The organism is Agarivorans sp. QJM3NY_29 (assembly GCF_050870835.2).
GTDB lineage: Bacteria > Pseudomonadota > Gammaproteobacteria > Enterobacterales > Celerinatantimonadaceae > Agarivorans.
The window spans coordinates 2,398,631-2,423,114 of the sequence record NZ_CP194036.2; the positions used below are offsets into that span (position 1 = coordinate 2,398,631).

Here is a 24,484-nt window from a genome sequence, read left to right on the forward strand (position 1 = left end):
TACTCTACATCGCTGGTCGGTGTTCTATAGAGCTGAATATTTGTGAAGATTGGGCGGCACATTCAATCGTTAATTGATTGTGATTGAGTGTTAATTGTACTCCAGATAATCGTTCAAGGTAGCAGCGTGATTCCAGTACGAAATGTTCTAACGAGATGGTGAGTTCTTGGGCTGGCCCGCGATTGACGACCACAATACTGTGTTGACCAGGTATCCAACGTAGATAGACCCAGATGTCAGCTTGTTCTGCAAGACTTATCAGATCCCCCTGTTGTAGTTCTATACGCTCTTTACGCAATGCGATTAAGCTTTGGTAATGCTTGAACAGCTTGTGATCCCATTGATCTTGATCCCAAGGGAAGCAGCGACGACAGTCTGGATCGTTGCCACCAGTGACTCCCACCTCGTCCCCATAATAGATAGACGGTACACCGATATAAGTGAGTAAAAGCGTTACGGCGATCTGCTTCAGTTGACGATTTTCTTTGACTAGATGTAAAAATCTTGGGGTATCGTGACTGTCTAATAAATTATATTGGGCGAGTTGATTAGCAAATGGGATTGAGGCTCGGGCCTCGGCAAGCCAGGTTGCTAAATCGACTCCGCTTAGGTGAATTGGTGCATGTCTTGGTACGTCGGTGTCGGTGAGAAAGGCAACCACAGGATGGCAAAATCCATAATAATTCATCGCGCCGTCTTGTTGTTCGCCTTGTAACCATTGGCTAGCTTCTGAAAAATGCTCTCCGATCATATAGGCTTGTGGGTTGGTTTGTTTAATCGCATTTCTAAATTGGCGGATGTGATGCGCGTTATTTAGGGCGCTGTTGTGTTCACCGAGCATGTGTGCCACATCAAAGCGCCAACCATCAATTTGATAGGGCGGTTTGAGCCAATGTTTAAGCATGGCGTCTTTTCCAGAATAGATCGCTTGCTGAACTTCTGGCTCAGCAAAATTCAGCTTAGGCAGACTGGTAATCCCCTTCCAAGACCAGTAGTGGCCGTCGTTATCAAAATGATACCAATTACGATAGGGAGAGGAAGGATGATTATAAGCGCCGTTTTTGCCTTGTTGATAGAAGTCGATCCAAGGGTGTTGATTCGAGGTATGATTTACAACAGCATCGAGCATTAACTTCATATGTCGTGTTTTTAAGGCTGCGCTTAATGATATTAGCGCCTTGTTTCCGCCAAAGTGAGGTTCAACTTGCCAGTAATCAACGCAGTCATATTTATGGTTGCTGGGGGAAGCAAATATTGGATTCAGGTAGAGGGCGGTGACTCCCAGTTGTTGAAGATAATCGAGTTGTTGTTCGATGCCTATTAAATCGCCACCGTAAAATTCGGTAGCGCCGGTTCCTGAGTGAGTTTTTGCTACTGGCTCTCCCCATTGTTTTTGCACCACAGGCCGACCATCTTGGTGATATTGATAGGTATCGGCGGACGGGGTTATGTCGGGTTTGCCATTGGCGAACCTTTCAGGAAATATCTGATAAAAAACCTGTTGTTTGACCCATTCAGGAGGCTGAGCATCAGAATGAATTTTAAAGTGATAATGTTTTTGAGGAAGGCGCACCGACTCACCTGCCGCATGCAGATAGACTTGTCGATCGCTATACACAAATTTAAAGCAGTAGAGAGTATGGGGAGCATGAACACTCATCGGAATTTTAACTTGCCATTTTAGCCAAGAGCCACTGGTTGAGCAGGGCTGCATGTCCATGAATAGTTCCTCATGGTCTGGCTCAATTCGAATCAGGAGTTGTTCATATTGCTCTGCTGGATCAGTATACAAGGTAATGAGGTAATGCTCGGCTTGTCGAACGACTTGGCTTTGCGGATGAAATCTAAAACTTGTCATATCTATACCTCGCTGGTTTGCAATCTTGCTTCGTTCGATTCGTTGTCAAACAACAGATTGAGCTTAACACTGTAAATTTACTAATGATTTATGAGTCATTTGGCTTGTTCAAAGCTTGCTATTTCCTGGGGAGTCAAGGTTCTATATTCACCCGGTGCAAGTTGTTCATCGAGCTTTATTTGCCCAACTTGCCAACGATGTAAACCAAGCACTTTATTCCCTAAAGCGGCAAACATACGTTTTACTTGATGATATCGTCCTTCGGTAATTTGTAGGTCAACTTCTGTTGCACTGAGTGGCTCAACTAAAGCGGGTTTGGTTAATTTATCTTCACCACGCAACAAAATACCTTGTCGAAGTTGCTCTAAATCCTGCAAACTGAGCGATTCTGCTAGTTGGACTCGGTAAGCTTTATATTTCCCACTGTTGGGGCTAGTGACGCGATGGGACCATTGTCCGTCAGTGGTAAGCAGTAGTAAGCCACTGGTATCTAAGTCTAAACGTCCGGCTGCATGGAGTGCAACGGGTGCAGCGGTGGTAATTAAAGAGAGCGCACTTGGATGACCGGCTTCCGCGGCAGTACTCAGGTAGCCCGTGGGTTTATGGAGCATGAAATAATGCTGAGAGATTAAGCTTAATAGTTGACCATCTAGATGTACTTGTTGCTCCGCATACAGCGTTTGTTGTGCTTGTACCTTCAATTGGAGGTCAATTGTCACTCGCTTATTTTTGATTAGTTTTTTAGCATCACTGCGGGAAATGGACATTGCTTTTGAAAGGTATTTGTCTAATCGACAAGGGTATTTCATAATGGCCCTAATATAAGCATAAATGAGGATATTAACGTTAAATTGGCTATGACAACAAACGCTTTATGCCGCTCAGATATTGAATTATTGGGCAATATTGTAACCAAGCAAGTGACCCTTCGTTATTTTAGCGATGGGACTGCTATCACTCAATTTGACTTGTTGGTAAAGAAAAAAACGAAACCGCCAGCCAAGGAACGTGTAGATGTGTTCACGGTTACTGCACGCGCAGATGAAGCGGAGCGCTTAAAACAATATGCCAAAGCCGGAGATGGGGTGGTTGTCAAAGGGCGACTTAGATATCAAAAAGACTCTGAAGGGCGGATTATTAGCGCCATAGAAGCAGAACAACTAAGTTTTATTGGCGCGCCTACCCAGTTGTACTGGAACAAGTTAACCTTAGTTGGCCAATTGCTTAGTAAGTCTTCATTACGTCAGAGCGTGAATAACCAAAGTTATTTAAAGTTACAGCTAGCCACTGATGACGCGGAACCGTCACAGCTTACCAGCTGCAATCTGTGGGGTTACCCCGCAGAATTAGTTGATAAGCAATCGAATGTAGGTGACAAGCTAGTGATTGACGGTAGTCTAAAGAAAGCTTTTGCCGAAGACTTGCTCATTTCTCCGGTGCTGGTCGATGGTCATACATGTGTTTTGATCAACCAGTTCTAGTAAGCTTTTAATATCTCGCTGTGGTAATCGTTTATATTAATAACAAGACCTTGTTTTGCGATTGCCTCATCAAGCTGCTGTTCGGATAAATTCAGTTCAGTTAGCATGAGAGTGTTGTCGTCAAGTTGCCAAATTTGACGGCTTCCCTGATAGCTAAACTTGATTGCAGTGAAGGCATTCAATTCAGCTCGATCACAAGCTTGCACGAGAGAAGACATCTTTCGATTAATTTTGTTTAGTTCTTGTTTTAAATTCCAAATATAGACGACCTCATCAAACCAAGGCTGATTTTTGCAATAGCGAACGATTGGAAACATCGACACCACTGCGCTCACGACTCCAAGCAGATTGAATATAAAATTATCATCATTCTTAGAAAATAAGTAAATCCAACAACTTGACCAAACTAAGCTTAAGATAATTAATACCGTAGATATGCCAAAGTAGCAGTATCGGGAGCGAGTCTGATAACGTTGTTTGTCTACTGGTTTTAGTTGCATTATTGTTCCTTCAACGATATTTAAAGAGAATGATTCTAATAAATTATTAGTCATTATATATGACCAAACCGTGACTTTTATATCGCTATTTTTGATGATTTAAAAAAACTATCAATTATTCCAAATTCTCTAGTTTTCAGTTTGTTAGTTAGCAACTATGATAAACTTATAGTTTCCTCTTTTATATTGTTAACAAGGAATATTTATGAAGCGTTCCAAGGAAATAGGCTGCATATCTTCGGTGTTAGGAATGATGCTTTTGTCAGTCTTTTTTGTGAGTGGCTGCGATAACGCACCACCTCCAGCACCAAAGGTCATAGCAAAGGTTAAAGTTTTAGAAGTGACCACCAGAGAAGTCAGACCAAGTAACGAATTTGTTGGCAGAACTGAAGCCACCCAAGATATTATTTTAAAAGCAAAAATTAGAGGTGAATTAGTAAAAATTAATTTTGTTGAAGGGAGCATTGTCGAAAAGGATCAGTTGCTTTTTGAAATTGATCCTGAGCAATATACTACCGCGCTTAACGCTTCAAAAGCTTTAGTGGCTCAAGCGAAAGCTGCATTTGATACCGCGGTTCTCAATTTTAAACGCGGTGAAGGTTTAATTAAAGATAACTTCATCAGTCAATCTGATTACGATAATTTATTATCGAAAAAGCTTCAGGCTGCCGCTGCATTACAGAGTGCCCAAGCTGATTTAGACAATGCCAAGCTAGAACTTGGGTATACCAAGATATATGCGCCATTTACCGGACGGATTAGCCGTTCAGCTGTTTTTACCGGAGATTTGATTGTGCCGGAACAAACTGAATTGGCGAGTTTGGTGCAAATGGAACCTGTTTGGGTAAATTTTCAAATCCCAGAGAAAACTATTATGGCTGCGCAACGTGCCCATAAATCGATATCTACACCTTTCAAATTGGGAGATTTCCCAGTCAAAATGCGTTTCCCTGATGGCAGCATGTATCAAGAAACGGGCAAGATGGACTTTGTGGATAATCGGGTCGATGCAACGACGGGTACTTTGGCGATTCGCGCCGAATTTGCCAATAAAGATGATCTGGTGGTGCCGGGCTTGTATGTCACGGTGATCATTGAGTCACCTAATATGCAACAAGTGATGCTGATCCCGCAGCGTGCGGTTCAAGAAGATCAACAAGGTCGATATGCATTAATTGTGGATAAACAAAATATAGTTCAACGAAAAAACCTTGAGTTAGGGGAACGTTACGGGATTGACTGGGAAGTGAAAAACGGATTGGACAAAGGGGATTTAGTCATCAGCGAGGGCTTACAAAAAGTTCGTATTGGTGCTGAAGTCGAACACGAGATGGATACTATCCAGCCTTTCACTGAAGCTCAATCTTAAGGAGTCGGTGATGATTAGTAAGTTTTTTATTCATCGACCCAAATTTGCCTTTGTTATTTCTATTGTTTTAACTTTGGCTGGCTTGTTGTCGATCCCGGTATTACCGGTTGCTGAATTTCCCAATATTTCTCCGCCTTCCGTTTCGGTGACGACCAGTTATCCTGGTGCGAGTGCCGATGTGGTGGCAGACACTGTGGCCAAGGTTATTGAAGCCGAAGTTAACGGCGTTGAAAATATGATTTATATGGAGTCAAAAGGCGCCAATGACGGCAGTTACTCCTTAAGCGTTACTTTTGAAGTTGGTACCGACGTTGACATGGCGCAAGTGAATGTGCAGAACCGGGTTCAGCAGGCTATGCCTCGTCTACCTTACGAGGTCCAGCGCAGCGGAATTAAAGTTCAAAAGCAAGATCCCAATATTTTGATGATGCTCAACTTGATATCACCCAATGAAGGTTTAGATAATTTATTTCTGAACAACTATTTGGGGATCAACATCAAGGATAACCTTGCCCGAGTGAATGGGGTATCAAAGGTTAGCATTATTGGTGGGATGGATTACTCAATGCGGATTTGGTTAAATCCAGACCGAATGGCTAGTTTAGGTGTTAGCGTTGATGACGCGATTGCGGCTATCGAAGAACAGAATATTCAAGTTGCCGCAGGCCGGATTGGTGCAGCACCTGTGCCCCGGGATCAACAGTTTCAATATACCTTATCCACGAAGGGACGTTTAAGTCACCCCGAAGAGTTTGAAGAAATTATCGTTCGTTCCAATCCGGATGGGAGCGCCGTATATTTAAAAGATATTTCTAGGGTTGAATTGGGGGCGGCAAGCTATGATGCTGAAGCAAAACTGGATAATAAGGACTCAGCATTACTGTTTATTTATCAAACCAGTGGTGCCAATGCTTTAGAAGTCGCAAAAGGTGTTAGAGAAGAACTGGATCGCTTAAGTGTTCAGTTTCCCGAGGATATGGATTACAAAATCCTTTACGACACGACAGAATTTGTTCAAACCTCGATTAATGAGATGTTAGAAACGCTGTTGATTGCGGTGGCTTTGGTTATCTTTGTGGTTTATGTTTTCTTACAAGATTTCAGGCAAACCCTAGTACCTGCTATCGCGATACCGGTCTCATTGATTGGTACCTTTGCATTTCTATTGGCAACTGGCATGAGCATTAATACTGTTTCGTTATTTGCTTTGATCCTTGCAATTGGGATTGTGGTCGATGATGCGATTGTGGTTGTGGAAAATACCACCCGTTTAATGCAAGAAGAAGGTTTGAACGCTGTCGATGCGACTATCAAATCGATGCAAGAAGTGACAGGCCCTGTGGTCGCAACCACTTTGGTACTGTTAGCTGTATTCGCCCCTACCGCTGTGATGCCGGGAATCACTGGACAAATGTATGCTCAGTTTTCCATTACCATTTGTATCTCGGTACTCATTTCTTCCGTGAATGCCTTAACCTTGAGTCCGGCACTATGTGCCTCTTTATTAAAAACCCCTAAAGTTCATGAAAAGGGCTTTCATGCTGTCTTTAACCGCTATTTTGATAAAGCCACTGGGAAATATAGTGGTTTTGTATCGGGGATGGTCAGAAAGTTGTCGATTGTTGGAATTGTTTATGTGCTATTGCTTGGTGCGACTGGCTATTTTGCAACTTCATTACCGACTGGTTTTGTACCGACTGAAGATAAGAAGGCATTTTTTGTAGATGTTCAATTGCCTAATGGTGCATCAATTAACCGAACCAAAGACGTAATTGGCAAAATGGTTGACGAACTCAACCAGTTGGATGGTGTGACTAACGTTATTTCGGCTAGTGGTTATTCAATTATTTCAGGCGCGGTGTCTTCAAATGCGGGGCTTATGGTGGTGATTTTATCCCATTGGGATGAACGTAACGATCCCGCATTAATTGAGTCGAGTATTTTAGCAAAAGCAAATGCTGCGCTGAGTCGTTATGGCGAAGCGCAAGCGATGGGATTTTCGTTGCCGGCTTTACCGGGGGTGGGGACCGTCGCAGGTGTTGAGTTTTATATTCAAGACACCTTGGGGCGAAGTCCTGCGCAATTGGCCAGTGTGATGCGGGCTACCGCAGTAGAAGCCGCAGGCGTTCCGGAACTAGCCGCTGCTTTTAGTACTTATCGTGCGGATGTACCACAACTGTTCGTTGATGTTGATAGACAGAAAGCAAAAGTGCAGGGGGTACAATTGAATAGTATTTTTACCACGCTGCAAACGATGCTAGGCTCTAAATACGTCAATGATTTTAACCGTTTTGGTAAGGTCTTTCGGGTATACATGCAAGCCGAAACTGAATATAGAAACTCTGAACAAGATATTTCTCGTTTCTATATTCGCAATAAGTTTGATGAAATGGTCCCTCTAACAACTTTGGTGACTGTTGAGCCTAAATTGGGGCCGGAGTATATCAACCAATTTAACTTATATGGCGCAGTGAAAATGAATGCTTTCCCAGCACCGGGCTATAGTACAGGGCAAGCGATTGAAACGGTTAAACGAATTGCGGAAAATAGTTTTCCGGTCGGTTATACCTACGAGTGGTCAGGGCAAACTTATCAGGAGTTAAAAGCTGGTAATTTGGCACCGCTTATTTTTTCTCTAGCCCTCATTTTTACCTATTTGTTCTTGGTCGCTCAGTACGAAAGCTGGACGATACCTATTTCAGTGATGCTTGCGGTACCTATCGCGATTTTAGGGGCTTTTGTTTACATTTGGATTATGGGTTCCGATGTGAACTTATATACTCAAATCGGCTTGGTTTTATTGATCGGTTTAGCCTGTAAGAATGCTATTTTGATTGTTGAATTTGCCAAGCAATTGCGAGAAAGCGGTATGACAATTCGAGATGCTGCGGTAAAAGCTGCTCGCCTACGTTTTCGAGCCGTATTGATGACTGCCTTCTCGTTTATTCTTGGGGTGATCCCCTTAGTGATTGCGACTGGTGCAGGGGCGGCTAGTCGCGTGTCTTTGGGTTATGCGGTGATGGGCGGGATGATCGCAGCCACCCTTGTTGGGACTTGTCTGGTGCCCGTTTTTTACGTAATGATGCAAAGTATGAGAGAAAAAGTAAAAGGTAAACAAGACATTATCGAATAATAGTCCAATGACTAACTTAGATAAAAAGCGGAAATCAGTTGATGATTTTCGCTTTTTACCTAGAACACGCGTAAATGAATTTATTTGAAGTGAAGTAAAGCTAAAAATAGTAGGGCTAACGGATTTGAATTATTCTTGCTCGGGGTCGAAGAAATAACAACAGCGAAGTTTAGGGTCGAAATTCTTAATTAGCGCCTGCGGTACGTCTTCCCATTTTACAGTTTGACTAATTTTGACGTCTGACTTACTGAGATCGATGACGCTAGCATTGCTGAAGCTTTTACCTTTTTCTAAAAGTAAAACTCTCGGTTTAAGTTTTTGTTTAGGGTTGCTCGACATCACCATTGCATAAGTTTGATCGGATAAGCTTACTATGGAGCCGGGGGGGTAGATACCTAAAGTATTCATTAACTGCTCTAAGTATAACTTGTTATATTTTGTTCCTGCATACTTATAGAGAAAGGCGAAGGCTTCTTGAGGTGTGAGTTTTTTCTGATTTGGTAAAGGTGAACATAGGTGTTCAAAAGCATCAACAATCGACAGTAACTGAGTGGTTTTATCTAGCTCTTTTGCTTTTAAACCTTTTGGGTAGCCGCTACCATCTAATCGTTCATGATGATTTAGCACCATCGGCAGAATTTCTTTTGGAAATGAACCTGCTTTTTTAATCAGGTCAGCACTAAATTTAGGATGAGTTTCAAAAAAACTCTGTTCTGCGGATTCCCATTCATTGGGTTTTCTGCGGATCTGCTGGGGAACTTTGAGTTCGCCAATGTCATGAACCATCGCCGCAATACACAACATCGAACATTCTTTCTCAGTAAAACCTAAATTCTTGGCCACTAAAGCAGAGAGAACAGCGACATTTACGCTGTGGAAAAAAATATCTTCTTCGCTACTGGGTTCCAAAATAACATAAACACTATGTGGTGATTTAGATTTAAACATCAGTTGTAAAGTGATATTTATTTGTTCGAATATACTGTAATAAGCTTCTTCAGGTTTATTGGTAAATTTAGTCAAGGCCAGACGAAAACTCTCTGAATTACGTAAGAATGCTTTATTCGCACGTTTTTGAGCGTGCCTTAATTCTTCTAGTATTGCTTGTTCCGGATCGATTTCTGCGATTGCTTCTGGTGCTTGCTCGTCGGTCGTAGCCGTGGTCACTAAGTTAACGTTAACGGTTGATTTATTGGGGAAAACTGTAATCACATCTAGGCCTAAAGAACGAACAACAGTTAATTGTTCTTCATTTTTTATTTTGAAGCTATTTCGCATAAAAGGGTGGGCAGTCCAACCAATCGGTAAGCTAATATAATGACCAACCTGTAAGCTGTTGGTGGGGATTTCTACTTTAGACATAAGCCCGTTACATAAATTCCTTTTCCTTATTGTAGTTAATACCTTAGTTTTTATAAATGCTTTAAGCTGTATAATTAGTCGCTTAGCCGAATTAATGACGTTACAATTACCCTCAAGCCGAAAATCTTGGTATAAACCTGCCTCTCTTGCAGGATCGCTCTTAAAATCGAGTACAGTATTTACTGAATGAAAAACAAACATATAACCTTAGCTATTACTGGCGCGTCCGGTGTTATTTATGCTATCCGGGTACTTGAGTTGCTCATCGAAAAGCAATTTACAGTGCATTTATTGATATCTAGTGCGGCAAAGGTCGTTATTGCAACGGAATTAGGCGAACAGTGGCCAACCGCAAAAGATAAAGTAGAACAGTTCATGCAGGAACGTTTTAAAGCTCAAAAAGGGCAAATTTTGTTACCTGGTAAAACGGATTGGTTTTCGCCGGTCGCTTCAGGTTCTGCTGCACCTAAAATGATGTTGGTGTGTCCTTGTAGTATGGGAACTTTGGCATCAATTGCGATGGGCCTATCAGATAATCTGCTGGAGCGAGCTGCTGATGTTGTCATTAAGGAAAAGGGACGTTTAGTCTTAGTGCCGCGGGAAATGCCTTTTTCTGCGATTCACTTAGAAAATATGTTGAAGCTCGCCAGAATAGGGGTTGATATATTGCCAGCTTGCCCTGGTTTTTATCACAACCCACAAAGTATTGAGCAACTCGTCGATCATGTGGCCTCAAGGATCCTCGATCATTTAGGGGTAGATAATCAGCTGGTAGGGCGTTGGGGATATGCTCAATAGAAAACAGGTGTATGTTGTTACACCTGTTTGAGTTGTCAGTTTTCTTCAGAGTTTTCCGTACAATCTTGTTGAATACAGTGCCCATAAAGATAAAGACTATGATTAGTGAGTTGAATACCATTGTTTTTAGCAATGTCGCGCTGGCGTTGCTCGATCACTTCGTCGTTAAATTCGATGACCTTCCCACAATCAAGACAAACTAAGTGGTCATGATGATTTTGAGTATTTAACTCAAATACTGACTTTCCGCCTTCGAAGTGGTGACGCGTAACAATACCTGCATCATCAAATTGATTCAGTACTCGATAAACGGTTGCAAGGCCAATTTCTTCGCCTTGTTCAAGTAGTAATTTATATAAATCTTCGGCACTGATATGCTGGTTATTCGGTGTTTGTAGCAAATCCAGAATTTTCATTCTGGGTAGCGTAATTTTAAGACCCGCTTTTTTTAGTGCGTGATTATTATCAGACATAGGTGATTTTTATCCCTTGCTGTTATCCATTCCATAACTGCCCGTAGTATACGGGCTTACGCACTAAACACAAAGCCCCAAGCTAAAAACTTGCTGCATTGATGTGGGTTAAGCCAGCGAATTTGTGCACTTGGCTTCGTTTTCGCGATGAACCACTACTCGTAGTGACTCGCCGATTACTGATGAAGCTCGCACATAGACTAGCGATGATAGTCACTAGGAAAAACTGACAGGTTTATTCCCGCTATGCCCTCTAACAGTATGCTGTAATAGTTTGTTTCTACATAAGCGCTGCAGATAGATGTGAACTCTTGCAATCAAAGTGGAGCTAAAATGGAACGCTCTGTTAGTTTAACCGCTAATTAGTTTGGCTGAGGTTTTGTTTGTAACGTTTAATGACTTTACGGACATAATCTTGGGTTTCTTGGTAAGGAGGGATCTTAAAACCATAGCGTTTTACGGTATTTTCTCCTGAATTGTATGCGGCAAGCGCTAATTGCAGCGATTGGAACTCATCTAATAACCAGCGAAGATAACGGCTCCCGGCCTCTATATTTTGCTCTGGAACAAAGGGATCGGTGACTGAAAATCGTTTTGCCGTTGCAGGCATTAATTGCATTAAGCCCATCGCGCCACTGCGTGAAACAGCATTGTTTTTATAATTAGATTCAGTTGCAATGATGGCATGGATTAAGGCCGGATCGAGATTGTATCGCTTTGCGGTGTCAATAATCAGTTGTTGATAAGCATTGTTGTTGAGTGGATTTGGGGCCTGTACGATGGATTTTGGTTTTGCAAATGCTTTCGGGGTGCGCATTAACAAACGCCATTTTGAGTCTTTTTTCTCTTGAGAAAAATGCATAACCCCTTGTTGGTCCTGATAAAACCAAACATCGGCATAGCTAGAAAAAGACACTATCAGTGAAATTAATAACAGTAATTTTGGCAATGCTCAACACCTCTAGCCAAAGTTAAGCATAATTATTGCCAATTGTGTTAGTTTATTAAAGAAAAACTGGGCTTTGCCCAGTCACTTAATCTTCTAACTCAGCCAAACACATCTCTTGGTAGACTTGCTGACACCAAGCTTTCACGCGTTCTTGAGTTAACTCCGGCTGGCGATCTTCGTCAATGCCTAAGCCTACAAAATGTTTATCGTCAGCTAAGGCTTTAGATTCTTCAAAATCGTAACTCTCAATTGGCCAATGTCCAACAACGGTAGCACCTTTATTCACGACGATATCGTTGATGGTACCCATCGCATCTAAGAAATACTCAGCGTAGTCTTCTTGGTCGCCGCAGCCGAAGATCGCAACCAGTTTTTCTGAGAAGTCAATTTGTTCCAGGTCAGGGAAAAAATCATCCCAATCACATTGTGCTTCCCCATAATACCAAGTGGGGATCCCTAATAGGATCAGTGAAAATTCATCAATGTCTTCTTTGGTCGACTTGGCGATATCTTTCACTTCAACTAGTTTTTTACCTAACTCTTTTTGGATCATTTGTGCAACGGCTTCGGTGTTGCCGGTGTCACTGCCAAAAAATATACCTACGCTTGCCATATTTTTCACCTGTATTACAAACTATTGATTTATTGAAAATTGACTATTCAATATTTTTTCAATCAATTCACTTCTGCTAATACCTGATTCGTCAGCTAATTGATTCAGTTTTTCGAATAGGTGTTGTTCAACTTTTAATTCTATTCTTTTAAGCCCATTTGCACGATCTCGTTTAAGTTGATTTCGTTTGTTGGCTTTCAATTGATCTTTGCGTTCTAAGGGGTTGGTTCTTGGCCGACCCACTCTTTTTTCGCTCGCAAATAGATCAATTGTGGTTCGATCTGTATTTTGTTTTGCCATTACTTTTAGAAACAACCGTTTAGCCTAAACCACTACCTTCCCAAGATAGCTGAATTAAGCCTTTTGCGACAAAGCCTGCACATCCTAAAAACAATACTAACCATACAACGGCGCGGCCGAAGGGGGGAACATTGCCTTTTTTGAGTACATCTTGAATAGCCATGCCAATAAGAAAAAATAAAATAACAAAGCCAATCGTTAAGGCAAGGCTTTCTATTTGATCGATGTATTGAGCAAACATGGCTATCCTCGGGAGAAAATTCGACGCGCACTATATCACAAAGCACAGCGAGGTGTTAAATATGCGTGCCTAAAAAACGCTCAGTCAAACGATTGAAAGTAGCAGGTTTTTCGGCATGTAGCCAATGTCCGGTCGCCGTTATTACTTTTAATTCAGCTTTGGGGAACTGTTGTACGGTACTGAGTTGCTGCTGACTAACAATATAATCCGAATTTTGTCCTTTGATAAACAAACAAGGCTGATTAAAGACGCCTAAAGGTTCCCAGTCAATAATGTTGTGGTAGCACCGAGATAATCGTTGGACATCAAATAACCAAGTCCAACCATTTTCTGCTTTAATTAAGGACTTAAGCAGAAATTGTCTAACACTTGGTTCATTAATATAGTGGGCTAACAATTGGTCAGCTTCGCTTCGACTGGTTACGGTGGCTACATCAAAGCTGTTTAAACCGCTAAATACCGCTTGGTGGTTATGTTGGTAGGCGACAGGTGCAATGTCTACCACCACAATTGCAGACACCAGGTCAGGGTAAAGCTGGGCGGTGGCCATTGCGACTTTCCCCCCCATCGAATGGCCGACAATAGCACATTGCTCAATCGCCAGTTGGTCGCATAGATCTTTTATGCTATTCGCTTGGGTTTGGTAATTCATTGATTCGCTGCGTGGTGAGAAGCCATGATTGAGCGCATCAACACTAATCACTTGATAATCATTTTCAAGCAAATGTTTCGCTAATATACCTAAATTAGATAAGCTGCCAAATAGGCCATGAATTAGTAAAACGGGGTAGCCCGTTCCTTGTTGTTTGTAGTGCAATTTCAAAATTTACCCTCTGCTCATTCGTCGACTAGTCTGCCTATCTCTCCTCGTATCTACAAGCCCTAAAAGGTGAGTTTAGTGGGCAAAATTTCAGCTTTTAATAGACTTATAAGGGATTAATGATGAGTTATTAACTTTGCTATGTATAATAAATCCATATTTAATCTGGCTTTATAAATAAAATGGCAATGAAGACTATAGAAATTGAAGATGACTTGTATTTATACATTGCGGGACAAACTCAGCACATCGGCGAAAGCGCCTCTGATATCTTAAGACGCTTACTGGATGCACAATCCCAATTAAATGCCAGCTCAGAGTTAAATGATGCTCGCGTTGGTTCTCAAGCACTACCGTCTGTGCCAGCAGAACCAGTGATGGGCGAAGATGTCGAAGCGGATAAAGTTATTTCTTCTATACAGCATGTTGAATTTGATTTTTCTGGTATCGCAGAAGCGGGCAGCTCCACCAAACGATTTTTAGCGTTACTCTCTCAACTTTACTGCTTAGACCACTCTCGTTTTGCTAAAGCTTGTGTGATTAAGGGGAGTAAGCGGGAGTACTTTTCTCAAGCGAAAGAAACATTGTTAGCCTCTGGGAAAACGAGTAAGCCCCAAGCCATTCCTGCCAGCCCTTACTGGGTGATCACCAATACTAATACAGCCCGAAAACGTTACATTCTTCAGCATGTCGCTAGTGAGATGGGCTTGCAAGCAATACAAATAGAGCGTGTATGCGAGGCGCTCTAAACTTTTTTATTTTATAACTTAAGCAACGGAGACGCTATTAATGGCTATTCATCCTTTAGCAGGTAAGCCAGCTCAGGCTGAGCACCTAGCAAACATCCCACGTCTGGTCGCAGATTATTATTTGCTTGAACCCGATGTGAATGTACGCGAACAGCAGGTGGCATTTGGTACATCAGGACACCGCGGAAGTTCGAGTCAGCGGGCTTTTAATGAAAACCATATTTTGGCGGTCAGTCAGGCGATTGCAGAATATAGGGCAGAGCAGGGCACAACTGGTCCTCTATATATAGGTAAGGATACTCATGCTTTATCTGAACCAGCATTTTGCTCGGCAATTGAAGTGTTTGCTGCGAATGGTGTTGAGGTTCGCTATCAGGAAGGCTTGGGCTATACCCCAACGCCAGTTATTTCACATGCGATTTTGGCCTACAATCGTTTAGGTAAAGAACAAGCAGATGGCGTAGTGATTACACCTTCTCACAATCCACCAGAAGACGGTGGCTTTAAATATAATCCGCCAAATGGCGGCCCCGCCGATAGTGACGTGACCAAGCTTGTACAAGATCGGGCCAACGAAATTTTAGCCAATGATCTAAAAGACGTGAAACGTTTAAGCTACGACGCTGCGATTAAAATGCCGTCAATTGAAGCGATTGATTACATCAAACCTTACGTAGACGATCTAGCCAATGTATTGGATATGGATGCGATTGCTAAAGCAAAAGTTAAAATTGGTGTTGACCCTCTTGGTGGAAGTGGGATTGCTTATTGGCCTGTGATTGCCGAGACTTACGGTTTAGATATTGAAGTTGTTAATAAACGGGTAGATCCGACGTTCTCATTTATGACTTTGGACAAAGACGGTCAAATCCGTATGGATTGCTCGTCGCCTTATGCGATGGCGAGTTTAATTGCGCTTAAAGACAAATTTGATGTCTCGGTTGCCAATGATCCTGATTATGATCGCCATGGTATTGTCACCAAAAGCAGTGGTCTGTTAAACCCTAACCATTATTTAGCGGTCGCCATTGATTATCTGTTTTCTCACCGCGAGCAATGGCCTGCCACTGCCGCTATTGGCAAAACACTAGTGTCCAGTTCAATGATCGACCGTGTTGCCGTAAAACTTGGCCGCGAGTTAAAAGAAGTGCCAGTTGGCTTTAAGTGGTTTGTTGATGGTTTGTTCGATGGCAGTATTGCTTTTGGTGGAGAAGAAAGTGCTGGCGCTTCTTTTCTTCGCAAAGATGGTGGCGTTTGGAGTACTGATAAAGACGGCATCATTTTAGCCCTGCTGGCTGCCGAGATTATTGCAGTTACAGGCAAGGATCCTGGTGAACACTATCAAGCTTTTGTCAATCAATTTGGTGAACCTTGTTATAAACGTATTGATGCACCTGCGAGTATCGAGCAGAAGGCAGTACTAAGCGCACTTGATCCAGCCATGGTGGAAGCTCAAACTTTAGCTGGCGAGCCGATCATCGCTAAGTTGACTCGTGCTCCGGGTAATGATGCAGCTATCGGAGGACTTAAAGTTGTCACCGAGAATGGTTGGTTTGCGGCACGCCCTTCGGGCACTGAAGCGATCTATAAGATCTATATGGAAAGTTTTAAGGGTGAACAACATTTAGCCCAGATAGAACAAGAAGCCCAAAGCATCGTTTCGGCGGCCTTAGCGAAAGCTGGTCTATAAGGCCGCTGTCACACCATGTGAATTTAAATTCATATGGTGTGACTTTTTATTCGATGAAAACGTATGCCAGCTGTATTAAATTGCACAAGCTGTAATATTCTTGTTACAAAGTGCTCCTACAATAACCAAGCTGAAAATGTATTTAAACCTGCTCCCAAGACCCCGTATTAATTGATTCCGATCAACATTTTTTGTGATTTGCCAATGAAAGCATTTTCAAGCTCTAGGCTTTTCTAGGGTTTTCTTTACACTTCGTTTCAGTTCTTTTAGTTAAAATGTACTTTTGTAAATAAATGCATAAAAATTTAGTGTTGCGAGAGGCTTTTTTAACTAAATGTGATGTCGAACGTATATAATATTCGTTTGCATCGGTAACATGAGCTTGGAAATTTTTCCGGGCACTTGAAATTCACGACTAGCATTTGTTGTTCGGTTAACCAACTGATGCTACGTTTGAAGATGTCACCACAAAGGTTAGATACAAAGGAAATCCACATGGCCGCTAAAAAGGCAAAAGCAAAAAACGCATTAGCGTTATCGAAAGAGCAATTTAAAGATTCAATCCTGAAGCATTTGCGCAGTACGCTCGGTACTGACGAAGGACGCGCTAATAATAAGGCGTGGTGGAAAGCAACATGTTCGTCAGTCAACGAGTTGGTCTTTGAGCGTTTAACTGAAACCTCAAAAGCAAATGCAGAAAATGATTCAAGGGCTGTTCATTATTTTTCTTTAGAATTCTTGATGGGTCGTTTAACGGTCAACAATCTGCATAATGTTGGTGTTTTCGAAGCCGCTCGCGATGCGTTGAGCGATTTAGGCAAAGATATTAATGACATCTGCGATGAAGAACCAGACATGGCCCTTGGGAATGGTGGTTTAGGTCGTTTGGCGGCTTGCTTCATTGACTCTTTAGCGACTTTAAATTACCCCGCGGTCGGTTATGGCATTCACTATGAACATGGTTTATTCCGTCAAGAAATTCAAGGCGGTCGCCAAATTGAACGCCCCGATAGCTGGCGCGAGTATGGTAATCCTTGGGAAATTTGCCGTCCAGAGTCAGTTCAGGAAGTCCCTTTGTACGGTTATGTAGAAACCGTATTCGGTGAAGATGGCAAAATGCGTAAAGTTTGGCACGCGGGTCGTCAAATTAAAGGTGTGCCATGGGATATTCCAGTGGTTGGCTACGAGGCTAAAACTGTGAACGTATTACGTTTGTGGGAATCTAAAGCCGCTGACTTCTTTGATTGGGATGTATTTAATGCCGGTGGTTATATCGATTCTCAGGCGGAGAAATCTCAAGCCGAAGCGGTCTCTAAAGTACTTTATCCAAATGATGAAAGTGAACAAGGTAAAGAGCTTCGCTTGATTCAGCAATATTTCTTCTGTGCTTGTTCACTGAAAGATATTATTCGTCGTTATAAACGTAATCACACCGACTTCTCACAGTTTTCTAAGCAAGCGGTAATCCAGTTAAATGACACTCACCCAACTGTCGCTATTCCTGAATTGATGCGTATTCTGATCGATGAAGAAGGGCTGGTATGGGACGACGCTTGGAAAGTATGTAGCGAAACCTTCGCTTATACTAACCACACTCTATTGCCTGAAGCTTTAGAAAAATGGGCTGTTTACTTGTTCGAGAAAGTCTTACCTCGTCACCTTGAAATCATTTATGAAATCAACCGTCGCTTTTTAGAAGATCAAGTTGAAGCAAAATGGCCTGGTAACGATGAAATGAAGCGCCATTTGTCTATCATCGAGGAAGGTGAAACACGGATGGTCCGCATGGCTTACTTATGTGTTGTCACTTGTTTCAAAACCAACGGTGTGGCAGCAATGCACTCTGAATTGGTAAAACAGGATCTATTCCCCGAATTCAGTGAATTATGGCCAGAACGTTTTGAAAACGTCACAAACGGTGTCACGCCTCGTCGCTGGTTGCTCGCTTGTAATGAAGAGTTGGCTAGTATGTATACCGACTTAGTTGGCGATCAATGGCCTCGTGATCTGACTTTATTGAGTAAAGCCAACGCTTTTGCGGATGATGCTAAATTCCAGAAGCAATTCATGGATATTAAACACACCAAAAAAGTTCAACTGGCTAAAGTAATCCAAGAGCTATGTGATGTTGAAGTCGATCCAAATGCGATTTTCGATATTCAAATCAAGCGTCTTCACGAGTACAAACGTCAGCATCTAAACGTGCTACACATTTTGGCCCTATACCGTCGCTTGTTGGAAAATCCTAATTATGAAATGAACAAACGTGTGTTCATCTTCGGTGCGAAAGCGGCACCGGGTTACAAGCTAGCTAAAGACATCATTTACGCTATCAACAAGATCGCTGATAAAGTTAATAACGATGAGCGTATTCAAGGTAAGTTGAAAGTCGTATTCCTACCAAATTACCGGGTTACACTGGCTGAAAAATTATTCCCAGCTGCAGATGTTTCTGAGCAGATTTCTACTGCCGGCTATGAAGCTTCCGGCACTGGTAACATGAAATTTGCGCTGAACGGTGCATTAACTTTAGGTACTCTTGATGGTGCGAACGTTGAAATTGCTGAAGAAGTGGGCGAAGACAACATCTTCATCTTCGGTTTAAATTGTGACGAGGTGAAGGCACTTAAAGCAGCTGGCTACAATCCATGGGATTACTATTACGGTAACCCAGAATTGAAAGCGGTTCTTGATTGGTTAGAAACTGACTTCTTTACGCCTGGCGCACCAGGTGAGTTGTCAGCGATTAAGCACAGCCTGTTAGAAGGTGGTGACCCTTACCTATGCTTGGCTGATTTTGCGTCTTACTCTGAAGCAAATATCGCAGTTGATAAGCTATACAGCGACAAAAAAGAATGGGCACGTAAAGCAATTATCAACTCAGCGTCTGTCGGTAAATTTAACTCTGACCGCTCAATTGAAGATTATGTTGATCGTATCTGGCATCTTGAAAAAGTCTTGCCTAACTAAGCTCAGTTTATGAGATACAAAAGGGGGACTTGGTCTCCCTTTTTTTATGTCTATAAAAACCGCATACTGTGTTGTTCTTAACAGAAATGAAGGGATGAGATGTGTCAAAAACCGCATTATTAAAACAAGGTATATTGGCCTATACGCTCGCATCACCACGAAGTACAGATACCTTTAGCTTTTACTTGCAGAATAAAACCAAGGTTACAGTGAAGGGAGCAGGGTTATTTTTATTTGAACCGAAGACGACTGCCCAGCGGGTGGTGATTTTATCTGCGGGGATCCATGGTAATGAAACCGCGCCGATTGAGTGTTTAGATGTTTTGGCTTCTCAGATATTGAGCGAGCAATGGCTTATTTCTCAACCGACTTTAATTATTTTGGGAAATCCGCCAGCCATGATTGAAGCAAAACGAGAATTATCGGTGAACCTCAATCGTTTGTTTACCGGACAATATCAACAGTACCCGGTATGTTATGAAGTGAATCGGGCAAAACAACTGGAACAAATGGTGGCGGATTTTTACCAGCTATATCCTAAGCTGACGCGTTATCATCTTGATCTACACACCGCAATACGCGCATCCAAATACCCTAAGTTTGCAGTTTACCCTTACACTCATGCAAAAGCTTGGAAGCTTAGTAGCTTAGCGCTGTTACAAGCCTGTGGTGTAAATTGCGTATTATTCTCAAATCAAGCAGCGGCAACATTTAGTTTCCACAGTAGTTTTGTTCATGGCGCAATAGCATTTACCGTGGAATTGGGTAAAGTCCAGCCTTTTGGGGAAAATGATTTGTCAAACTTGGCTGACTTACAATGCAGCCTGATTCGTTTAATGAGTGCTGAGCCATTGGATATATGGAATTTTCAAGCTGAGCAGGCTCAGCTGTTTGAAGTGAGCGATGTGATTGAAAAAACCAGTTCAGAATTTCGGTTTAATTTTAGCCCAGAACAAGCCAATTTTAGTGAGTATCCAAGTGGCTATTTATTAGCCCGTGATGGCGTAAACAATATCGTTATTGAGGACGGTCCGAAAGCAATAGTTTTTCCAAATGATAAAGTTGCCATCGGTCAACGCGCAGTTCTGTTGGTAAAAAAAATGAGTCGTCAGTCGCTTTCCCGGGCGTATGTTTCTGGGAAGCTGGTTTAATAAATTTGCAAGAGAGTTGAATGATATATAATCAGGTTTGATTTCTACAGAGTTAAATTTTTATATTCAACCATCTGCTTAACAGGAAGCGCTGTTGTTTAAATGATTTTTAGATGATTGATTTGTTACAACGAAAGGCATGCAGAAGGGCTTTTTGGCGTGATATAATCCCGTCAAATTTTAATACCTTGTGTTGGGACAACGGATTTATGATCCCGAAGTTAAGCCCTAAAAATTCTCTTGAGTCTCTGTATTTAGATTATTTACAAAAACTTGAACAATCATCTTTCACTGGTGAGATAGCAACCTCTTACGCGAGTCGTTTGTCTGTGGCGACAGATAACTCGGTGTATCAGTATTTACCACAAGCGGTGGTGTACCCGAAAGGCACTGCGGACATCAAGCAGCTTTGTCGGATCGCTTCAGCTTCGTCTTTTGAAAGTATTAAATTAACACCGCGTGGTGGTGGTACTGGTACCAACGGTCAATCTTTAACCGAAGGTATTGTGGTTGATTTGTCCAAGTTTATGAACCAGGTATTAGAGCTAAATGTTGAACAACGTTGGGTGAGAGTGCAGACTGGCATCGTAAAAGACCAACTTAATGCAATTTTAAAACCCCATGGTTTATTCTTCTCGCCGGAACTCTCGACCAGTAATCGGGCAACTCTTGGAGGCATGATCAATACTGATGCCTCAGGACAGGGTTCGATGGTTTATGGCAAAACCAGTGATCATGTATTGTCGCTCATTGCGGTGTTGGCCAATGGTGAGGAACTAAAAACCGGCAGATTAGCTGTTGATCAGCTTGATCAGCAGCGTCCTTCGCTTCGTCCTATATTTGATGCGGTCAAGCATGCCTGTATCGATAAACGGCAGCTCGTAGAAGATAAGTTTCCTAAGTTAAACCGTTTTCTAACTGGCTACGATTTAAAAAATGCCTACCATGCGCAGAGTGATAGCCTCGATTTAACGCGTATCTTATGTGGCTCTGAAGGCTCTTTAGCTTTCATTACTGAAGCTACACTTGATTTAACCGAAATTCCCAAATTCAGAAGTCTAATTACGGTTAAGTATGATGCCTTTAGTTCAGCGCTACAGCACGCCCCCAGTTTGGTTGCTGCTCAAGCATTATCGGTCGAAACGGTTGACTCGAAAGTGCTTAATCTTGCTCGCCAAGATGTCGTTTGGGAGAGTGTAAAAGAATTGATCCGAGATGTACCAGAGCATGATCTGCAAGGTATTAATATTGTTGAGTTTGCCGAAAACGATATTGAACTTCAAGGGCAAAAAATTGCGGCACTGGAAGCGATACTATCTCAAGCTGACGCTCGCGAACTTGGAGTGATTGGTTTTCAACGCTGTGACGATTTAACCAGCATCAACGCGATTTACAATATGCGTAAAAAGGCTGTAGGTTTACTGGGGAATACCGATGGTGCTGCAAAGCCTGTTGCTTTCACCGAAGATACCTGCGTCCCACCAGAGAACCTCGCTGACTATATTACTGAGTTCCGCGAGTTATTGGACTCAAAAGGTTTACAATACGGCATGTTTGGCCATGTTGACTCTGGCGTATTGCATGTTCGCCCTGCTTTGGATATGTGCGATCCTCAGCAAGAAATTTTGATGCGCGAAATTTCTGACCAAGTGGTTGCCTTAACCGCTAAATACAAAGGCTTAATGTGGGGAGAGCACGGTAAAGGCTTTCGGTCGGAGTATGGTCCCGATTTTTTTGGGGATGAGCTATTTGCAGAATTACGTAAAATCAAAGCCGCCTTTGATCCGCATAACCAAATTAATCCCGGAAAAATCTGTACTCCTTTACACAGCGACGAGCATTTAGTCTCAGTTGATGGCACAAAACGAGGTCAATACGATCGAGAGATCGCCATTGAAGTAAGAGATAGCTATAAAAATGCCATGGATTGTAATGGTAATGGCTTATGTTTTAATTATGATACGGCTAGCCCGATGTGCCCATCTTTTAAAGCAACAGGAGACCGACGCTACTCTCCCAAAGGTCGTGCGGGTTTGATGCGCGAATGGTTACGGCAATTAGCGAACTTAAAAATAGATCCATTAGAGCAAGAGCAAAAACTCAAAACTCGCTTTGTTGCTCCGGATAATTTGTTGTTAAAAATTCGAAATAGCATCGCCAAGAGTAAAGGTGAGTATGACTATAGCCATGAAGTATATGATGCGATGCAAAGCTGTTTGGCTTGTAAAGCCTGTACTACGGGCTGTCCAATTAAGGTTGATGTGCCGACTTTTCGTTCGCGCTTCCTAAATATTTATCATGGCCGTTATCTACGACCCATTAAAGATTATTTTGTTGCTTATGTTGAAAGCTATGCTCCACTGATGGCAAAAGCGCCAAGACTCTTTAATCAGTTGATGGCACCGCAGTGGGTCGACGCCTTGGTGACCAAAACCATTGGTATGGTTGATATTCCCAAGCTTAGTTTTCCAACCTTAAAACAACGGATCCCCGAATCCTTAGTTAGTCAGTATGACTATAAAATATTGCAAAATTTAAGCGAGCAACAAAAGCAACGTACAGTACTCATTGTACAAGATCCCTTTACCAGTTTTTATGAAGCGGAATTGGTGGAAGATTTTATAAAGTTAGCCCAGAAATTAGGGTTTAATCCGGTATTGTTACCATTTAAGCCCAATGGTAAACCTCAGCATATTAAAGGCTTTTTAAGTAAATTTGAAAAATCTGCGCAAACTTCAGCTGACTTTTTGAATCAGGTGAGTGAATTAAATATACCAATGGTGGGCGTAGAGCCTGCCTTGGTATTGTGTTATCGCGACGAATATTTGCATGCTTTGGGAGATAAACGCGGCAACTTTGAGGTTCAAGTTGTTCAAGAATGGCTGCAGCAGGTTCAAGTTTCTCAAGATTTGAGCTTTGGCGTGAGTGATCATGAGCCGTGGTACTTATTTGGTCACTGTACCGAAAAAGCATTAAAAGCAGATGCTTTTGCTCAGTGGCAACAGGTATTTCAATACTTCGATGCTCAGCTGCAAGATGTTGCTGTTGGTTGTTGTGGAATGGCTGGTACCTATGGTCATGATGCCAAGCAGTTGGCAACTTCTAAAGCGATTTATGATTTAAGCTGGAAACATAAAATGGCAACTTTACCGGTAGAACGTATTATGGTGACTGGCTATTCTTGTCGTAGCCAGGTGAAACGCATCGAAGGTCACAAACCAAAACATCCGCTGCAGATATTATTGGAGATTTTAGTTTGAGTATATGGCAGTTACCGATGTCTCTGGAAAAGCTGAATGCCATGGGCGAGGGCAACATGCTCGCTTATTTAGGTATTGAGTTTATCGAGATTGGTGACGATTATTTGGTGGCAACGATGCCTGTGACAGCCAAAGTAAAGCAACCTATGGGCTTGTTACATGGCGGGGCTAGCGTGGTTCTTGCTGAAAGTATTGCAAGTTGTGCGGCCTATTGTGTTGCGGGGGACGGCGCAATGGTACTCGGCTTGGAAATTAATGCGAATCATATTAAAGCGGTTAGGAATGGCGAGGTCACAGCGAAAGCTCAGCCAATCCAGTTAGGCAAATCGATTCAAGTTTGGCAGATCAATATTACTCAACAGCAGCAATTGGTCTGTAGTTCCCGTCTCACGGTGATGGTTAAGTCAAGCTAAGCTCGCCAGACGGTTCAGTCCTTCTCTTGAGAACTGCGAACAACATCATCATGGGAATGCACCGCATCGATTAACCAGGCAAGGGGAGTTTGCGCAGTAAATTATAGCAATCGAACTCATTATCGCTTGATTCTTGCTTGTCTGAATCACCGCTAACTGCGTCATGTATCTTGTCATGAGAGCCACCAGTGACTGCGCTCCATGCCTAGTTATCGGCAGATTTATTCTGCGCAATAAGTTGATCATATAATGAGTCAGATTAGTATTAGAAAATATTAAATAGAAGGAGGCCGTTCGAAGTCTTTAACTAGTTTTGCTGTGTGGCCAGGCAGCATTGAAGCTGTTGATTTGTGC

At 42.3% G+C, this 24,484-nt stretch carries 20 protein-coding genes; 10 read left to right on the plus strand and 10 right to left on the minus strand.

Annotation, left to right across the window (positions count from 1 at the left end; genetic code table 11):
* Positions 1-4 precede the first annotated feature (4 nt).
* Together malZ and ACRRS0_RS10990 are read right to left on the minus strand one after the other, a co-directional pair.
* Positions 5-1,858, minus strand: a complete 1,854-nt coding sequence (gene malZ / locus ACRRS0_RS10985; RefSeq protein ID WP_432453172.1) for a maltodextrin glucosidase — start codon at positions 1,856-1,858, stop codon at positions 5-7.
* A gap of 95 nt (positions 1,859-1,953) precedes the next feature.
* Positions 1,954-2,667, minus strand: coding sequence for a pseudouridine synthase (locus tag ACRRS0_RS10990; RefSeq protein ID WP_432453171.1), 714 nt, complete (start codon positions 2,665-2,667; stop codon positions 1,954-1,956).
* A 48-nt stretch (positions 2,668-2,715) separates the two neighbouring features.
* Between ACRRS0_RS10990 and ACRRS0_RS10995 the strand changes: the two genes are divergently transcribed.
* Positions 2,716-3,339 carry a single-stranded DNA-binding protein gene (locus ACRRS0_RS10995; protein ID WP_432456181.1) on the plus strand — a complete coding sequence of 208 codons (624 nt, stop codon included), beginning with the start codon at positions 2,716-2,718 and terminating at the stop codon, positions 3,337-3,339.
* On the opposite strand, the gene ACRRS0_RS11000 is transcribed toward ACRRS0_RS10995, so the two are convergent.
* Positions 3,336-3,839: a DUF3087 family protein gene (locus ACRRS0_RS11000; protein ID WP_432453170.1), complete on the minus strand. Its 504-nt coding sequence runs from the start codon at positions 3,837-3,839 to the stop codon at positions 3,336-3,338. The genes ACRRS0_RS10995 and ACRRS0_RS11000 overlap by 4 nt on opposite strands.
* Positions 3,840-4,044: 205 nt before the next feature.
* On the opposite strand from ACRRS0_RS11000, the gene ACRRS0_RS11005 reads away from it, so the two are divergent.
* Together ACRRS0_RS11005 and ACRRS0_RS11010 are read left to right on the plus strand one after the other, a co-directional pair.
* Positions 4,045-5,208, plus strand: coding sequence for an efflux RND transporter periplasmic adaptor subunit (locus tag ACRRS0_RS11005; protein WP_432453169.1), 1,164 nt, complete (start codon positions 4,045-4,047; stop codon positions 5,206-5,208).
* Positions 5,209-5,218: 10 nt separating this feature from the next.
* Entirely contained in the window at positions 5,219-8,341 is a 3,123-nt protein-coding gene (locus ACRRS0_RS11010) for an efflux RND transporter permease subunit (RefSeq protein ID WP_432453168.1), read from the plus strand.
* A 129-nt stretch (positions 8,342-8,470) separates the two neighbouring features.
* Here the strand turns inward: ACRRS0_RS11010 and ACRRS0_RS11015 are convergent, their stop codons facing one another.
* Entirely contained in the window at positions 8,471-9,703 is a 1,233-nt protein-coding gene (locus tag ACRRS0_RS11015) for an HD-GYP domain-containing protein (RefSeq protein ID WP_432453167.1), read from the minus strand.
* A gap of 186 nt (positions 9,704-9,889) precedes the next feature.
* On the opposite strand from ACRRS0_RS11015, the gene ACRRS0_RS11020 reads away from it, so the two are divergent.
* Positions 9,890-10,501 (plus strand): flavin prenyltransferase UbiX, encoded by a 612-nt coding sequence (locus ACRRS0_RS11020; protein WP_432453166.1) that lies wholly within the window; start codon positions 9,890-9,892, stop codon positions 10,499-10,501.
* A 35-nt stretch (positions 10,502-10,536) separates the two neighbouring features.
* Here the strand turns inward: ACRRS0_RS11020 and fur are convergent, their stop codons facing one another.
* From fur to ACRRS0_RS11050, 6 genes are all read right to left on the minus strand, one after another.
* A complete protein-coding gene (fur, locus tag ACRRS0_RS11025) occupies positions 10,537-10,974 on the minus strand; it encodes a ferric iron uptake transcriptional regulator (RefSeq protein WP_432453165.1) in 438 nt (145 codons plus the stop codon).
* Between the two features lie 358 nt (positions 10,975-11,332).
* Positions 11,333-11,923 (minus strand): lytic transglycosylase domain-containing protein, encoded by a 591-nt coding sequence (locus ACRRS0_RS11030; RefSeq protein WP_432453164.1) that lies wholly within the window; start codon positions 11,921-11,923, stop codon positions 11,333-11,335.
* An 85-nt stretch (positions 11,924-12,008) separates the two neighbouring features.
* Positions 12,009-12,536 (minus strand): flavodoxin FldA, encoded by a 528-nt coding sequence (gene fldA, locus ACRRS0_RS11035; RefSeq protein WP_432453163.1) that lies wholly within the window; start codon positions 12,534-12,536, stop codon positions 12,009-12,011.
* A gap of 21 nt (positions 12,537-12,557) precedes the next feature.
* The gene (gene ybfE, locus ACRRS0_RS11040) at positions 12,558-12,836 is read right to left on the minus strand and encodes a LexA regulated protein (protein ID WP_432453162.1); all 279 of its coding nucleotides are present in this window, start codon (positions 12,834-12,836) and stop codon (positions 12,558-12,560) included.
* Between the two features lie 19 nt (positions 12,837-12,855).
* Complete coding sequence (locus tag ACRRS0_RS11045) at positions 12,856-13,077, minus strand: DUF2788 domain-containing protein (protein ID WP_432453161.1); 222 nt, start codon at positions 13,075-13,077, stop codon at positions 12,856-12,858.
* A gap of 55 nt (positions 13,078-13,132) precedes the next feature.
* Positions 13,133-13,900, minus strand: a complete 768-nt coding sequence (locus tag ACRRS0_RS11050) for an alpha/beta fold hydrolase (protein ID WP_432453160.1) — start codon at positions 13,898-13,900, stop codon at positions 13,133-13,135.
* A 185-nt stretch (positions 13,901-14,085) separates the two neighbouring features.
* On the opposite strand from ACRRS0_RS11050, the gene ACRRS0_RS11055 reads away from it, so the two are divergent.
* From ACRRS0_RS11055 to ACRRS0_RS11080, 6 genes are all read left to right on the plus strand, one after another.
* A complete protein-coding gene (locus tag ACRRS0_RS11055) occupies positions 14,086-14,646 on the plus strand; it encodes a replication initiation regulator SeqA (protein WP_432453159.1) in 561 nt (186 codons plus the stop codon).
* Positions 14,647-14,686: 40 nt separating this feature from the next.
* The gene (pgm, locus tag ACRRS0_RS11060; RefSeq protein WP_432453158.1) at positions 14,687-16,336 is read left to right on the plus strand and encodes a phosphoglucomutase (alpha-D-glucose-1,6-bisphosphate-dependent); all 1,650 of its coding nucleotides are present in this window, start codon (positions 14,687-14,689) and stop codon (positions 16,334-16,336) included.
* Between the two features lie 495 nt (positions 16,337-16,831).
* Entirely contained in the window at positions 16,832-19,306 is a 2,475-nt protein-coding gene (locus tag ACRRS0_RS11065) for a glycogen/starch/alpha-glucan phosphorylase (RefSeq protein WP_432453157.1), read from the plus strand.
* A 101-nt stretch (positions 19,307-19,407) separates the two neighbouring features.
* Entirely contained in the window at positions 19,408-20,457 is a 1,050-nt protein-coding gene (gene astE / locus ACRRS0_RS11070) for a succinylglutamate desuccinylase (protein ID WP_432453156.1), read from the plus strand.
* Between the two features lie 209 nt (positions 20,458-20,666).
* On the plus strand, positions 20,667-23,717 hold the full coding sequence (ydiJ, locus tag ACRRS0_RS11075) for a D-2-hydroxyglutarate dehydrogenase YdiJ (RefSeq protein WP_432453155.1): 3,051 nt from the start codon (positions 20,667-20,669) through the stop codon (positions 23,715-23,717).
* Complete coding sequence (locus tag ACRRS0_RS11080; RefSeq protein WP_432453154.1) at positions 23,714-24,130, plus strand: hotdog fold thioesterase; 417 nt, start codon at positions 23,714-23,716, stop codon at positions 24,128-24,130. Before ydiJ ends, ACRRS0_RS11080 begins: the two co-directional genes overlap by 4 nt.
* Positions 24,131-24,484 lie beyond the last annotated feature (354 nt).

What these genes read in the sequence shown, in the direction of transcription:
- malZ (WP_432453172.1), bottom strand. Translation starts at nt 1,858, where the DNA reads ATGACAAGTTTTAGATTTCATCCGCAAAGCCAAGTCGTTCGACAAGCC.
- ACRRS0_RS10990 (WP_432453171.1), bottom strand. Translation starts at nt 2,667, where the DNA reads ATGAAATACCCTTGTCGATTAGACAAATACCTTTCAAAAGCAATGTCC.
- ACRRS0_RS10995 (WP_432456181.1), top strand. Translation starts at nt 2,716, where the DNA reads ATGACAACAAACGCTTTATGCCGCTCAGATATTGAATTATTGGGCAAT.
- ACRRS0_RS11000 (WP_432453170.1), bottom strand. Translation starts at nt 3,839, where the DNA reads ATGCAACTAAAACCAGTAGACAAACAACGTTATCAGACTCGCTCCCGA.
- ACRRS0_RS11005 (WP_432453169.1), top strand. Translation starts at nt 4,045, where the DNA reads ATGAAGCGTTCCAAGGAAATAGGCTGCATATCTTCGGTGTTAGGAATG.
- ACRRS0_RS11010 (WP_432453168.1), top strand. Translation starts at nt 5,219, where the DNA reads ATGATTAGTAAGTTTTTTATTCATCGACCCAAATTTGCCTTTGTTATT.
- ACRRS0_RS11015 (WP_432453167.1), bottom strand. Translation starts at nt 9,703, where the DNA reads ATGTCTAAAGTAGAAATCCCCACCAACAGCTTACAGGTTGGTCATTAT.
- ACRRS0_RS11020 (WP_432453166.1), top strand. Translation starts at nt 9,890, where the DNA reads ATGAAAAACAAACATATAACCTTAGCTATTACTGGCGCGTCCGGTGTT.
- fur (WP_432453165.1), bottom strand. Translation starts at nt 10,974, where the DNA reads ATGTCTGATAATAATCACGCACTAAAAAAAGCGGGTCTTAAAATTACG.
- fldA (WP_432453163.1), bottom strand. Translation starts at nt 12,536, where the DNA reads ATGGCAAGCGTAGGTATATTTTTTGGCAGTGACACCGGCAACACCGAA.
- ybfE (WP_432453162.1), bottom strand. Translation starts at nt 12,836, where the DNA reads ATGGCAAAACAAAATACAGATCGAACCACAATTGATCTATTTGCGAGC.
- ACRRS0_RS11045 (WP_432453161.1), bottom strand. Translation starts at nt 13,077, where the DNA reads ATGTTTGCTCAATACATCGATCAAATAGAAAGCCTTGCCTTAACGATT.
- ACRRS0_RS11055 (WP_432453159.1), top strand. Translation starts at nt 14,086, where the DNA reads ATGAAGACTATAGAAATTGAAGATGACTTGTATTTATACATTGCGGGA.
- pgm (WP_432453158.1), top strand. Translation starts at nt 14,687, where the DNA reads ATGGCTATTCATCCTTTAGCAGGTAAGCCAGCTCAGGCTGAGCACCTA.
- ACRRS0_RS11065 (WP_432453157.1), top strand. Translation starts at nt 16,832, where the DNA reads ATGGCCGCTAAAAAGGCAAAAGCAAAAAACGCATTAGCGTTATCGAAA.
- ydiJ (WP_432453155.1), top strand. Translation starts at nt 20,667, where the DNA reads ATGATCCCGAAGTTAAGCCCTAAAAATTCTCTTGAGTCTCTGTATTTA.